Origin of the sequence: Halomonas sp. 5021 (assembly GCF_036663435.1) — a bacterium.
GTDB lineage: Bacteria > Pseudomonadota > Gammaproteobacteria > Pseudomonadales > Halomonadaceae > Vreelandella > Vreelandella janggokensis.
The window spans coordinates 203059-215501 of record NZ_JAXOVU010000007.1 but is presented as its reverse complement, the minus strand read 5'-3'; the positions used below and the strand labels follow the sequence as shown (position 1 = coordinate 215501).

Genomic DNA, 12443 nt, shown 5'->3' with positions numbered 1-12443 from the left:
GAGCCAGAGCCAGAGCCAGAGCCAGAGCCAGAGCCAGAGCCAGAGCCAGAGCCAGAGCCAGAGCCAGAGCCAGAGCCTGCGTCAGTTGAAAAACCGGCGCTGCAGGAGAAACCGTCTGCTGACAAAGGCGGGAAAAAAGGCTGGCTGTCGCGTATCAAGTCAGGCCTCGGCAAAACCCGCGCGAACCTGACCGACGGCATTGCCGATCTGTTCCTGGGCAAAAAGCAGATCGACGACGAGCTGCTAGAAGATCTTGAAACCCAGTTGCTGATGGCCGACGTGGGCATTGAAGCGACCAGCGAGATTATCGAGCGGCTTGAAGCCCGGGTCTCGCGCAAAGAGCTGAAGGATCCCGAGGCCCTTTACCGTGGTCTGCAGGAAGAGCTGGCGGCCATGCTTGAGCCGGTCACCATACCGCTGAGCTTTGAAAAAGCCAGCGACGGTCCCTTCGTGATATTGGTCGTTGGCGTCAACGGTGTGGGCAAGACCACCACGATCGGTAAACTTACCCAGCGTTTTCAGCGTGAAGGCAAAAGCGTCATGCTGGCGGCCGGGGACACCTTCCGTGCCGCCGCCGTGGAGCAGCTCAAGGTATGGGGAGAGCGCAATAGCGTACCGGTCATTGCCCAGCACACAGGGGCCGACAGTGCCTCGGTGATTTATGACGCGGTGGCGGCGGCCAAGTCGCGCGGTGTTGATGTGTTGATCGCGGATACGGCAGGTCGTCTGCACAACAAGGGCCACCTGATGGAAGAGCTGAAAAAAGTCCACCGGGTGATGAAAAAGATCGATGAGTCTGCGCCTCACGAAGTGATGCTGGTGCTGGATGCGGGCACCGGGCAAAACGCCATTTCCCAGGCCAGTACCTTCAACGAGGCCGTGCCGGTCAGCGGTATTACGCTGACCAAGCTGGACGGCACCGCCAAGGGCGGGATTATTTTCGCCCTGGCGAAGCAGCTCAATACGCCGATCCGCTTTATCGGTGTCGGCGAAGGGCTGGATGATCTGCGGCCCTTCGAATCGAAAGACTTTGTCAACGCGCTGTTTGACCGCCAGGGAGACGATGCCAACCCATGATCGCCTTTGAGCATGTGGGTAAACGCTACGGAGGGCGCTTCGAGGCGCTATCGCACCTTAACTTTCGCGTAGCGCGGGGCGAGATGGTGTTTCTTACCGGCCACTCCGGCGCGGGCAAGAGTTCGCTGTTGCGCTTGGTCATGCGCCTAGAGAAGCCGAGTCGGGGGCGCGTGGTGGTGGCAGGGCACGATATTGCCCAGTTGCATGCCAGCCAGGTGCCGTTTTACCGGCGCCAGATTGGTGTGGTCTTCCAGGATCACCAGTTACTGTTTGACCGCAGCGTGTTTCACAACGTCTCGCTACCCCTGGATATCCAGGGCATCGAACCCCGCGAGTCGGCCCGTCGCGTGCGTGCAGCCCTGGATAAAGTCGGGCTGTTGCACCGTGAGAAAGCGTTACCCATTGAGCTTTCCGGCGGTGAGCAGCAGCGCGTGGGTATTGCCCGCGCCGTCGTCAACAAGCCGGCCCTGCTGCTCGCCGATGAGCCGACGGGCAACCTGGACCCCCAACTGTCCGCTGACATCATGGGATTGTTTGAAGACTTTAACCGGATTGGTACGACCGTCATGATTGCCAGTCACGATCTGGCGTTGATCGCGGGATTGCAGCATCGGATCATACGCCTGCGCGATGGCCGTCTGGTAGCGGACGAGGGGGCCGCATGAAACGACCCACCGGTATCAAACCCAAAGGCGCCGCGCCTCGCTCGGGGCGTCCCCGTGCGGCGACCAAGGAAGCCCAGCGCCCTCAAAAACAGGGCGCGCGATCTCAGCAGCCGCGCCGTTCTAGCCGCCTGCGCGCCTGGGGTAGGCACCACCGGGCAATGGCGCTCGACAGCCTCCAGCGACTGATTCGCTACCCGCTGGGCAATTTACTGACCATGCTGGCAATCGCCATCGCGCTGGTGCTCCCCGCCGCGCTGTGGTTAACCCTGGACAGTGCCCGGCTGCTGGATGCTGAGCTGGACGAAAGCGCCACCCTCACCGTTTACCTTGAAACCGGCGTTGAGACGCCAGAGGCCGAACGCATCGAGCAGGCCGTCAGCGCTGATGACGATGTGCATAGCACTCGGTATGTCAGTGCTGAGCAGGGCATGGCTGATTTTCAGCAATCGCTGGGCGTTGAGGATGCGCTATCGGGGCTTGATGATAACCCTCTGCCGCACAGTATCGTGGTGCGCCCGGGTAGCGTTGATCCTGAACTTATGCAGACACTGGCTGAGCGGTTAGGCGACATGACGGGTGTCGACGAAGTGCGCCTCGATCTGGCCTGGGTGGAGCGCCTGCGCCACTTGGCGGCGTTGGGAACGCGCGTTGCGCTCGCACTGGGGGTCCTGTTTGGCCTCGGGGTTTTGTTGGTAGTGGGCAATACCATCCGGCTATCGGTGGAGAGCCGGCGCCGTGAAATTGAAGTGGTGATGCTGATAGGCGCGACCCATGCGTTTGTCAGGCGTCCCTTCCTTTACAGCGGCGCCTGGTACGGCGTTGGTGGCGGTGTACTGGCACTGGGGCTTCTGTCGTTGGGTAACCACTGGTTATCAATGCCGGTGGCCGCCTTGGCGGAAAGTTACGGCGCCAGCTTTTCGTTGCCCCGATTGGACTTCACAGGCTCCACAATTTTGCTATCTTGCAGTACACTACTTGGCTGGCTGGGCGCATGGCTTGCCGTGTCCCGGCATCTTGCCAGTATCCGTCCGCGCTGAACGGCCCGCGTTGCTCATCAGGCGACGGCGAGGGAACCTTGTCTACACGGCAAGGTCATAGAGACACACTAACCACGTAAGGGTTACAAGGGAGACCACCTGCACATGAGCACTAGTCTTCTACCGGTGGGACAGCTATCACCAGGCAATGACCTGGGCGGCTATATCAAAGCGGTCAACGGCATTGCGGTTCTGAGTGCCGAAGAAGAGCGTGAGCTTGCGTTCCGCCTGCACGATGAAGGCGACCTGGAAGCAGCGCGACGCTTGGTACTATCGCATTTGCGCTTTGTTGTGCACATCGCCCGTAGTTATTCGGGGTATGGCCTGGCGCAAGCCGACTTGATTCAGGAAGGCAACGTGGGTCTGATGAAAGCCGTCAAGCGCTTTGACCCCAATCAGGGCGTTCGCCTGGTTTCATTTGCGGTGCACTGGATCAAGGCCGAGATCCACGAGTTTGTGCTGCGTAACTGGCGTATTGTCAAAATTGCGACCACCAAGGCGCAACGCAAGCTGTTTTTCAACCTGCGCAGCGCGAAGAAACGCCTGGCCTGGCTCAATAATGATGAAGTCGACGCCATCGCCAAAGACCTTAATGTCAAACCTGGCGTTGTGCGTGATATGGAAGGACGGCTGTCGTCCTACGATGCCGGTTTCGATGCCTCGCCAAGCGACGATGAAGACAGCGCCTACCAGGCGCCGGTCAACTTCCTGGATGACATGGCGGCTGATCCGGCAACGCAGCTTGAAGACAGCGATTTCGAGGAAGACTCGACGCGCCGTCTACAGCTGGCGCTTGAAGAGCTGGATGAGCGTTCTCGGGATATTCTCCAGCGTCGCTGGCTGGTCGAGGACAAGGCGACGTTACACGACCTGGCCGACGTGTACGGCGTTAGCGCCGAACGTATTCGCCAGCTCGAAAAAAATGCCATGAAGAAGTTGCGCCAGAAAATGGGCGATGCCATCGCGGCTTAAGTAAGCGAGCAGGTTCGACCTAATAAAAACGGCACCCCAAGGGGTGCCGTTTTTTATGGAGGACTGAACTGTAGCCTGCCCGATTTGCCGCTAAGCGGGCTGCACCGCTTCGCGCAGCAGCTGGCCCGACAGCAGGATCCACTGATCATCCCAGTAGTCCGTGGGCAAACGTTTGAAATCGCTGCGTACATACTGGGAGATACGCCCCTCGGCGTGGGCGATCAGCAGGTTCGCCGCCGCCGAGGCGGGGATGCTCGGGCGACGCCCTTCACGCAGTTCGGCTTCGCGGAGGATTTGCTTGAACTGGGCTTCCAGCCGTTCGAACAGCTGGTGGATCCGATGCCGTAGGCGCGCAGTTTCGCCGGTCAATACGTCGCCACCCATGACGCGTGCAAGGCCCGGGTTCTTCTCGGCAAAACCGAGTACCAGTGACAAGATAGTGCCACAGCGGTTAGTGGCGTCGGGGACCTCGTCCATGATCCGGGTAATGCGGGCAAAGATGCTTTCTTCGATAAAATCGATCAGCCCTTCGAACATGCGCGCCTTGCTCGGGAAGTGGCGATACAGAGCGGCTTCCGAGACGCCTACCTGGCGGGCTAGTGCCGCAGTGGTGATCCGCTTGCCACTGTCTTCTTCAAGCATCAGGGCAAGGGCCTGAAGGATCTGCTCGCGGCGGCGAGGCTTGCGTTCATCGCTCATGATGTTGCTCTCCGTCGCGGTTAGTGAGTGTCGGTGATCAGCGTGCCGACCCCGGCGTTGGTGAAGATCTCCAACAGCACGGCATGCGGTACGCGGCCATCGATGATGTGAGCACTGTTGACGCCGCCTTTCACTGCATCCAATGCGCACTGAATTTTAGGCAGCATGCCACCATGAATAGTCCCATCGGCAATCAGGGCGTCAACTTGAGCCGTGGTCAAGCCGGTGAGTACCTCGCTCTTGGCATTCATCAGGCCTGCCACGTTGGTCAGCAGCATGAGCTTTTCGGCGTTGAGAGCCTCGGCAATCTTGCCGGCCACCAGATCCGCGTTGATGTTGTAGCTGTGACCTTCGCCGTCCACGCCAATCGGCGCTATCACAGGGATGAAGTCGCGCTTTGCGAGCATTTCAATCAAGTCGGTGGAGATCGACTCGACTTCGCCCACATGACCAATATCGATGATTTCCGGGGCGGTCATTTCAGGACTTTGATGCTCGACCTTCAACTGGCGGGCACGAATCTGCGCGCCGTCCTTGCCGGTCAGGCCAATCGCCTTGCCACCACTCTGGTTGATGAGGTTGACGATGCTCTTGTTGACGAGCCCGCCGAGCACCATTTCCACCACGTCCATGGTCTGCGAGTCGGTGACGCGCATGCCGTTGACGAAGCGCGATTCGATATTGAGTTTGGCCAGCAAGTCGCCAATCTGGGGGCCGCCGCCATGAACGACCACCGGATTGATGCCCACTTCCTTCATTAACACGATGTTGCGGGCAAAGGAGTCGATCAGGGTGGTTTCCGTCATTGCGTTGCCGCCATATTTGACGACCACCGTTTTGCCGGAAAACTGCTGAATATAGGGGAGGGCTTCGGAAAGCACCTCCACAACGACCTGGGGGTCGCGACTGGCTGAACTCATGACGTTGTCCCTTGAAAATGATGTGGCTAACTTATGGGTATTCAGCGCACTGTGACGCTCATGTCGGGCCGTGCCTTCTATTGGGCTCGGTCCCGCAGCATGATGGCGTTCCAGGTCAAACCTGGGGTAGCGTCAAGGCGGGGTCGACGCCTTTCAGTGCGTTGGCAAACTGCGCTTTAATACGCGTCAAGGCTGCCTCGTTTTTTCCTTCAAAACGTAGTACTAACACGGGCGTGGTGTTTGAGGCACGGCAAAGACCCCAGCCGTCCGGGTAGTCGACCCGAATGCCATCCAGCGTGGTCTTAATACCATCGCCGAAGTCGCCCTCCCGAGCAAGTTTATCCACCAGGGTGAATTTGTTGCTGTCGGTGACGGCAATGTTGATTTCCGGTGTGCCGATGTCCTGGGGGAAGCTATCAAAATAGGCATCGGCATCGCCTGGGTAGTTGGCCAGAATCTCGACAAGTCGTGCGGCGGCATAAATACCGTCGTCAAAGCCGTACCAACGCTCCTTGAAGAAAATATGACCGCTCATTTCACCGGCCAGCTGGGCGCCGGTTTCTTTCATGCGTGCCTTGATCAGCGAGTGGCCTGTACGCCACATTTCCGGTTCGCCGCCTGCGTCACTGATCACCTGGGTCAGGTTGCCGGTGCATTTGACGTCAAAAATCACCTTGGCACCAGGGTTGCGGCTTAGCATGTCAGTGGCGAACGCCATTAGCAGATGGTCCGGGTAGATCAACCGGCCGCTTGGGGTAATCACGCCAAGCCGGTCGCCATCGCCGTCGAAGGCCAGACCGATATCGGCGTTCGTTTCCTGGACCGTGCGAATCAGGTCCTTGAGGTTTTCGGGCTTGCCGGGGTCAGGGTGGTGGTTCGGGAAGGTGCCATCTATCTCGTCAAACAGTGGTATCGTTTCAACGCCCAGGCGCTCGATCAATTGCGGGCCAAGCTCGCCCGCCACGCCGTTGCCGCAGTCGACCACTGCCTTGAGGGGGCGGCTGACGCTAACATCATCGAGGATGCGCTGCATATAAATGTCGCGCACGTCCTCTTGGCGGATGCTGCCGCTCCCACTTTCCAGTGCGCCCGACTCGAGACGCTCATAAAGCGCGGTGATGGCGTCGCCGGAGAGCGTCTCGCCGTCGAGCACGATTTTAAAGCCATTGTAATCGGGTGGGTTATGGCTGCCGGTGACCATGACGCCCGAGCGGGTGCCGTCGAGAATATGGGTGGCGAAATACAGGACCGGGGTGGGCACCATGCCGATATCAATCACGTCACGCCCGGCCGCGTTCAGGCCGCGCATTAACGCGGTCTGTAGACGAGGGCCCGAGAGCCTGCCATCGCGGGCCACTACCACGGTGGACTCGCCCCGTGCGGCGGCTTCAGAGCCGATAGCGCGGCCAATCCATTCCACTGTGTCTTCGGTAAGGGTGTCGTCGACAATGCCGCGGATGTCGTAAGCGCGAAAAATCGAAGCAGGAATTGCGGGTGTCGTCATGGGAATATCCTTACGAAAATGGCCAGTGCCGATTAATGACGGCCAGTGCTGCCGAAGCCGCCGCTGCCGCGGGTGGAATCGCTAAATTGATCGACCAGATCAAGTTCAGCCTGTACCACCGGAACAAGCACGTACTGTGCCAATCGCTCAAAGGGGGCAATCGTGAAAGCGCTTTGCCCTCGATTCCAAACGGAAATCATCAACTCGCCCTGGTAGTCGGCATCGATCAACCCCACCAGATTGCCCAGCACGATGCCGTGCTTATGCCCCAAACCGGAGCGCGGCAAAATCATGCCGGCAAGGCCGGGGTCTTCAATATAGATCGCCAGGCCCGTTCGTACGAGCTGGGTGTCGCCCGGGTTCAGGGTAAGCGGCTCGTCAAGCAGCGCACGTAGATCCATGCCCGCTGACCCGTTGGTCGCATAATGGGGTAAATAGTCACGCAGTCGTTCATCCAGCATTTTGCACTGCAGGCGAGGACGGGGGCTCATAAGGTTGCTCCGTTAGGCGAGGGGAGTAGCGTCAGGGCTTGTTGGATCACGCGCTCCGCTAACTGTGTTTTGGGCTGGGGGACTTCCATCCGACGCTCGATACCCTGGGGGGAGCGCCATAGCAGAAGCGCCGCGTTGTCGTCGCTGCCAAAGCCCATGCCTTGCTGGCTAACGTCGTTGGCGACGATCATGTCGAGGCGCTTGCGGGTCAGCTTGTCCGCTGCATAGCGTTCAACGTCCTGGGTTTCGGCGGCAAAGCCGACCACCACAGGGCGACTGGCAGGTGGAAGTGCTGCCACCGAGGCAATAATGTCGGGGTTTTTGATCAGGGTCAGCGTCAAATTGTCGCTGTCATCGGTCTTTTTCAGCTTATGCTCGGCGGCACTTGCCGCGCGGTAATCAGCGACGGCGGCACAGCCGATAAACAGCGCTGCCTTAGGGGCCAGTTGCAGCGATTCCTGGTGCATCTGCTCGGCGGTTTCAACGTCAATGCGTGTGACGCCTGCAGGCGTTGCCAGCGTCACCGGGCCGCTGATCAACGTGACCCTGGCACCCTGAGCGGCGGCCGCGGCGGCCAGGGCGTAGCCCATCTTTCCCGAGCTGTGATTGGAGAGGTAGCGCACCGGGTCGAGGGCTTCCCGGGTGGGGCCTGCAGTAATCACGACATGCGGCGCTGACGCTTTCGGCGTCGCGCTGCTCAGGGGCGAAAACTGGCGCAATAGCGCGTCAACAACCGTTTCGGGTTCGCTCATGCGGCCTGGGCCAACGTCGCCGCAGGCCTGGTCGCCAGCGGCAGGGCCTATCAACTGCCAGCCATCGCAAGCGAGCCGTTCCACGTTGCGCTGGGTGGCGGGGTGGCGCCACATGGCCTGGTTCATGGCCGGAGCGATCAACCTGGGCGCCTCCGAGGCCAGGCAGAGCGTGGTCAGCAGGTCATCGGCCATGCCATGGACCAGACGAGCAATAAGGTCAGCGGTCGCCGGGGCAATCAACAAGACATCGGCCCAACGGGCAAGCTCAATGTGGCCCATGCCCGCCTCGGCTTCAGGGTCGAGCAGCGAGGTTCTTACCGGTTCACCCGACAGCGCCTGTAGCGTCAGCGGGGTAATGAATGCCTGGGCACCATCGGTCATGACGACGCGAACCTCGCAGCCCGCCTGTTTCAACAGTCGCACGATCAGCGCGCTTTTATATGCGGCGATACCGGCACTGATGCCCAGCAGCACGCGCTTACCGTTAGCAATTGGCATTGTGGTCGAAGTCACGGACGTCATGGCAGAGGATCCATATTGAGCGTTCTTTAGGAGGCTTACCATACCATTCGTCCGCACAATTTGGCATGCTGCATTCACGCATAGGGACAGGTGAAACACCGCGCAGGGAGGCGATGATGGGCATTAACCACTGGCCGGAAGGCGAGCGGCCAAGAGAAAAGCTATTGAATCTGGGCGCGCAAGCGCTATCCGATGCCGAGCTGCTGGCTATTTTTCTGCGTGTCGGCGTTCAGGGGCGTTCAGCGGTCGACCTGGCGCGAGATCTGCTTGCTAGTTTTGGTGGCCTGCGTCAACTGCTGGAGGCCGACCAGGATAGCTTTTGTAACGCGCGCGGGCTGGGTAGTGCCAAGTTCGCTCAGTTGCAAGCGACGCTTGAGCTTTCAAGGCGGCATCTGGCTTCCCAGCTTGCCCGCGGTGAAGCGCTGACATCGCCCACCCTGGTGCGCCATTATTTGAGTGCACAGCTGCGCCATTTGGGCCACGAAGAATTTGCGGTGCTTTTTTTGGATACACAGCACCGAATTATTCGCTATGAATCCCTGTTTCGCGGTACCCTAGACAGCGCATCCGTTTATCCCCGCGAAGTTGCCAAGCGTGCCCTGGTGCACAACGCTGGCGCTGTTATCCTGGCCCACAACCATCCTTCGGGGGTTGCTGAGCCCAGCGATGCTGATCGACGCATTACAGATCGCCTGAAAGAAGCGCTCGCCCTGTTTGACGTGCGGGTGCTGGATCATTTCGTGGTGGGGGACGGAGACGTGGTGTCATTTGCCGAGCGCGGCTGGCTATAGCGGTGCTGGCCCGGTAATCAGTGATTAACGTAAGTAAAATGAGCAAAAAGCGGTTTTTTCGCCCTTCTGCAACGGTTTTTCTTGCTGATCGCCAGGTGCTCTGGTATAAAGTGCCACCTTTAAACTTGGGTTGAATAACGGATTTGGTTAAAGCTTGGCGGTTAAATACGTCGACTCCTTCCCTGCTCCGGTTTGCCCGACAGTTTTGAACACTCAGGTTATTATATCCTGGCCAAGCGGTTGGAGGCTCTCATGTCCAAAGTATGTCAGGTTACCGGCAAGCGTCCGGTAACTGGTAACAACGTTTCACACTCCCAGCGCAAGACACGTCGTCGTTTCTTGCCGAACCTGCACACCCATCGTTTTTGGGTTGAAGCTGAAAGCCGCTTCGTCAAGCTGCGCGTTTCCTCCAAGGGTATGCGCATCATTGACAAGAAAGGCATCGAGACGGTTCTGGCCGATATCCGCAAGCGCGGCGACGCCATCTAAGCTATTTGTTTGGCTAACCATTCTTGGCCAAAAATTGGGAGAGTTAAACCATGCGCGATAAGATCAAGCTGGTGTCCAGTGCCGGTACAGGCCACTTCTACACCACTGATAAAAACAAGCGGAATACCCCGGACAAGTTCGAATTCAAGAAATACGACCCGGTGGTCCGTAAGCACGTCATGTACAAGGAAGCCAAAATCAAGTAACTACGGTTACGATGACTGGCTTTCACTGCAGGCGAGCGCCTGTCAAAAACCCGGCCCCAAGCCGGGTTTTTGCATGCCTGGGTGTTCAGCGCATGCAAGCGTGAACACCGCAAGCGTCAACGATCGTCACCACTCTGTCATCAAAGGCTCTCATCATGCCCGAGCTGCCCGAAGTTGAAACCACTCGGCGGGGTATTGCACCTTATCTGGAAGGTCAGGAAATCACCGAGGTATTGGTGCGCCAGCCCCGTTTGCGCGTGCCGGTACCGGACGATTTCGCCGAACGGCTCGTGGGGTCTCGTATCGGTGAGTTGGCACGCCGAGCCAAGTACCTCCAGGTTCCACTGGCTACCGCTGAGGGAGAGGCGACGCTGCTGTGGCATTTGGGGATGTCGGGCAGCTTGCGGATTGCGCGTGTGGGTGACTTGCCTAAAAAGCATGATCACGTGGATGTGGTGACCCAAAGCGGCGATGTGTTGCGCTACCATGATCCGCGGCGGTTTGGCTTTGTCGATTGGCAGCAGGGAGACGGCAGCGCTGACAGGCGCCTGATGCATCTGGGCCCCGAGCCTCTGGATGATGCCTTTAACGGGCGATGGCTGTATCGCATCTCACGCAATAAGCGGGTATCCGTAAAGCCCTTTTTGATGGATAACCGTGTGGTCGTCGGTGCTGGCAACATCTACGCCGCTGAAGCGTTATTCATGGCGGGGATTGATCCCCGGCGGGCGGCAGGGCGTATTTCTCTGGCCCGTTACGAGAAGTTGGCGGCTGCCGTGAAGGAAGTGCTGGCGGCTGCCATTATCCAGGGCGGTACCACGCTGCGTGATTTCGTCAGCGGCCAGGGCGAGCCTGGCTATTTTGCTCAGCGGCTGAATGTTTATGGTCGGCACGGTCAACCCTGCATGCGCTGTGGGGTGGAGCTGCGCCGTATTACGCTTGGCCAGCGAGCCAGCGTGTTCTGCCCTGGCTGCCAGCGCTAATCGGGGCGCCACACTTTTTTGTTTTTCTAAATTTTTAAGCCCAGGTTTGAGCCCACGTTTTAAGCCCTGCTGCCTGAATACTGGTGTTAGAAACCGAGCTTTTGAAGCCAAAGCTGTTTTGGAGATTGTTGTGACCCAACGCCTGCGCCTGAATAAAAACGCTGACCGCCGCCTCAAAGCGGGTCACCTGTGGATCTATTCCAACGAAGTCGATATCAAGGAAACCCCGCTGAAGAACTTTACCGCGGGTGAAGCTGCCCTGGTCGAGGCATCCAACGGTAGAACCCTCGGGGTCGCCTATGTGAACCCGCATTCGCTGATTGCGGCGCGGGTGATGTCACGTGATCCCGAGATGCGCCTGGATCGTTCGTTGTTCGTGCATCGCTTTAACCAGGCGCTTGCCTTGCGTCAGCGCCTGTTTGAACAACCGTTTTACCGTCTGGTTCACGGGGAAGGTGACCTGTTGCCGGGGCTGGTGATCGACCGCTTCGGCGATGTGGTGGTGGTGCAATTGAACACTGCGGGTATGCAGACGCTGGCCGAAGAAATCGTCGATGCCCTGGAGAAAGTCCTCAAGCCCAGCGCGATTGTGTTCCGCAATGACACCGGCGGGCGTCGCCAGGAAGGCCTGGATGCCCAGGTGGAAGTGGTCAAGGGCACATTGCCCGACGAAGTCGTGCTGGAAGAGAACGGCGTGCGTTTTGTGGTGCCGGTCATCGATGGTCAGAAAACCGGCTGGTTCTTCGATCATCGGGTCAACCGTTCCTGGCTCAATACTCAGGTTGCCGGTAAGCGGGTGCTGGACGTATTCAGCTATGTCGGCGGTTGGGGGGTGCAGGCTGCCGCCAGCGGTGCCTCTGAGGTATTGTGTGTCGATTCATCTGGCCCTGCGCTTGAGCAAGTGGCCCGCAACGCCGAACTCAACGGCTTACAGGAACAGGTCGCCATTGGTGAAGGCGATGCGTTCGAGGCGCTGGCGGCGCTTAAAGCCGACGGCGAACAATTCGACGTGGTAATTCTGGATCCGCCCGCGTTTATCAAGAAACGCAAGGATATCCCCAATGGCGAACGTGCCTACAACCGTCTGAACCGCGAAGCAATGCGCTTGCTGGGGCGTGACGGCTTGCTGATGTCGGCGTCTTGCTCCATGCACCTGGCGCCGGAGCGTCTGGTAGATGTGGTACGCGGCGCGGCGCGCCATCAGGACCGCCACGCTCAGGTGATCTTCCAGGGTCACCAGGGGCCGGACCACCCGGTACATCCGGCGATCCCCGAGACGTCCTACCTGAAGGCGCTGGGCGTGCGCGTGTTCCGCGACTAGGTCGTCAAGCAACC

Annotated in this window: 14 protein-coding genes; 9 read left to right on the top strand and 5 right to left on the bottom strand. The window is 59.0% G+C overall.

From position 1 onward, the window contains the following. The 4 genes from ftsY to rpoH all read left to right on the top strand — a co-directional run. A partial coding sequence (gene ftsY, locus R3F64_RS13155; protein ID WP_332611874.1) for a signal recognition particle-docking protein FtsY occupies positions 1-1077 on the top strand: 1077 nt, incomplete at its 5' end. Next, positions 1074-1742, top strand: coding sequence for a cell division ATP-binding protein FtsE (gene ftsE, locus R3F64_RS13150; RefSeq protein ID WP_085918316.1), 669 nt, complete (start codon positions 1074-1076; stop codon positions 1740-1742). The genes ftsY and ftsE, both read left to right, overlap by 4 nt. Then, positions 1739-2779 carry a permease-like cell division protein FtsX gene (ftsX, locus tag R3F64_RS13145; RefSeq protein WP_085918317.1) on the top strand — a complete coding sequence of 347 codons (1041 nt, stop codon included), beginning with the start codon at positions 1739-1741 and terminating at the stop codon, positions 2777-2779. Before ftsE ends, ftsX begins: the two co-directional genes overlap by 4 nt. A gap of 105 nt (positions 2780-2884) precedes the next feature. Then, entirely contained in the window at positions 2885-3751 is an 867-nt protein-coding gene (rpoH, locus tag R3F64_RS13140; protein ID WP_199284588.1) for an RNA polymerase sigma factor RpoH, read from the top strand. A gap of 90 nt (positions 3752-3841) precedes the next feature. On the opposite strand, the gene slmA is transcribed toward rpoH, so the two are convergent. The 5 genes from slmA to coaBC form a co-directional block, all read right to left on the bottom strand. Beyond that, the gene (gene slmA, locus R3F64_RS13135; protein ID WP_085918319.1) at positions 3842-4450 is read right to left on the bottom strand and encodes a nucleoid occlusion factor SlmA; all 609 of its coding nucleotides are present in this window, start codon (positions 4448-4450) and stop codon (positions 3842-3844) included. A gap of 20 nt (positions 4451-4470) precedes the next feature. Then, positions 4471-5370, bottom strand: coding sequence for an acetylglutamate kinase (argB, locus tag R3F64_RS13130; protein ID WP_085918320.1), 900 nt, complete (start codon positions 5368-5370; stop codon positions 4471-4473). Positions 5371-5485: 115 nt separating this feature from the next. Then, positions 5486-6874 (bottom strand): phosphomannomutase/phosphoglucomutase, encoded by a 1389-nt coding sequence (locus R3F64_RS13125; protein ID WP_085918321.1) that lies wholly within the window; start codon positions 6872-6874, stop codon positions 5486-5488. A gap of 32 nt (positions 6875-6906) precedes the next feature. Then, positions 6907-7365 carry a dUTP diphosphatase gene (dut, locus tag R3F64_RS13120; RefSeq protein ID WP_085918322.1) on the bottom strand — a complete coding sequence of 153 codons (459 nt, stop codon included), beginning with the start codon at positions 7363-7365 and terminating at the stop codon, positions 6907-6909. Continuing rightward, positions 7362-8639: a bifunctional phosphopantothenoylcysteine decarboxylase/phosphopantothenate--cysteine ligase CoaBC gene (gene coaBC, locus R3F64_RS13115; protein ID WP_085918323.1), complete on the bottom strand. Its 1278-nt coding sequence runs from the start codon at positions 8637-8639 to the stop codon at positions 7362-7364. The genes dut and coaBC overlap by 4 nt, the downstream gene beginning before the upstream one ends. Before the next feature lie 116 nt (positions 8640-8755). On the opposite strand from coaBC, the gene radC reads away from it, so the two are divergent. The 5 genes from radC (at position 8756) to R3F64_RS13090 (ending at position 12429) form a co-directional block, all read left to right on the top strand. Continuing rightward, positions 8756-9430, top strand: coding sequence for a RadC family protein (gene radC / locus R3F64_RS13110; protein ID WP_085918324.1), 675 nt, complete (start codon positions 8756-8758; stop codon positions 9428-9430). Positions 9431-9682: 252 nt separating this feature from the next. After that, entirely contained in the window at positions 9683-9919 is a 237-nt protein-coding gene (rpmB, locus tag R3F64_RS13105; protein WP_066319413.1) for a 50S ribosomal protein L28, read from the top strand. Between the two features lie 50 nt (positions 9920-9969). Beyond that, positions 9970-10125, top strand: a complete 156-nt coding sequence (gene rpmG, locus R3F64_RS13100; protein WP_027337782.1) for a 50S ribosomal protein L33 — start codon at positions 9970-9972, stop codon at positions 10123-10125. Between the two features lie 155 nt (positions 10126-10280). Further along, positions 10281-11108 (top strand): bifunctional DNA-formamidopyrimidine glycosylase/DNA-(apurinic or apyrimidinic site) lyase, encoded by an 828-nt coding sequence (gene mutM / locus R3F64_RS13095; RefSeq protein WP_085918325.1) that lies wholly within the window; start codon positions 10281-10283, stop codon positions 11106-11108. Positions 11109-11238: 130 nt separating this feature from the next. Further along, positions 11239-12429: a class I SAM-dependent rRNA methyltransferase gene (locus R3F64_RS13090; protein ID WP_085918326.1), complete on the top strand. Its 1191-nt coding sequence runs from the start codon at positions 11239-11241 to the stop codon at positions 12427-12429. Positions 12430-12443 lie beyond the last annotated feature (14 nt).

What these genes read in the sequence shown, in the direction of transcription:
- slmA (WP_085918319.1), bottom strand. Translation starts at nt 4,450, where the DNA reads ATGAGCGATGAACGCAAGCCTCGCCGCCGCGAGCAGATCCTTCAGGCC.
- rpmB (WP_066319413.1), top strand. Translation starts at nt 9,683, where the DNA reads ATGTCCAAAGTATGTCAGGTTACCGGCAAGCGTCCGGTAACTGGTAAC.
- coaBC (WP_085918323.1), bottom strand. Translation starts at nt 8,639, where the DNA reads ATGACGTCCGTGACTTCGACCACAATGCCAATTGCTAACGGTAAGCGC.
- ftsE (WP_085918316.1), top strand. Translation starts at nt 1,074, where the DNA reads ATGATCGCCTTTGAGCATGTGGGTAAACGCTACGGAGGGCGCTTCGAG.
- mutM (WP_085918325.1), top strand. Translation starts at nt 10,281, where the DNA reads ATGCCCGAGCTGCCCGAAGTTGAAACCACTCGGCGGGGTATTGCACCT.
- radC (WP_085918324.1), top strand. Translation starts at nt 8,756, where the DNA reads ATGGGCATTAACCACTGGCCGGAAGGCGAGCGGCCAAGAGAAAAGCTA.
- R3F64_RS13125 (WP_085918321.1), bottom strand. Translation starts at nt 6,874, where the DNA reads ATGACGACACCCGCAATTCCTGCTTCGATTTTTCGCGCTTACGACATC.
- argB (WP_085918320.1), bottom strand. Translation starts at nt 5,370, where the DNA reads ATGAGTTCAGCCAGTCGCGACCCCCAGGTCGTTGTGGAGGTGCTTTCC.
- rpoH (WP_199284588.1), top strand. Translation starts at nt 2,885, where the DNA reads ATGAGCACTAGTCTTCTACCGGTGGGACAGCTATCACCAGGCAATGAC.
- rpmG (WP_027337782.1), top strand. Translation starts at nt 9,970, where the DNA reads ATGCGCGATAAGATCAAGCTGGTGTCCAGTGCCGGTACAGGCCACTTC.
- dut (WP_085918322.1), bottom strand. Translation starts at nt 7,365, where the DNA reads ATGAGCCCCCGTCCTCGCCTGCAGTGCAAAATGCTGGATGAACGACTG.
- ftsX (WP_085918317.1), top strand. Translation starts at nt 1,739, where the DNA reads ATGAAACGACCCACCGGTATCAAACCCAAAGGCGCCGCGCCTCGCTCG.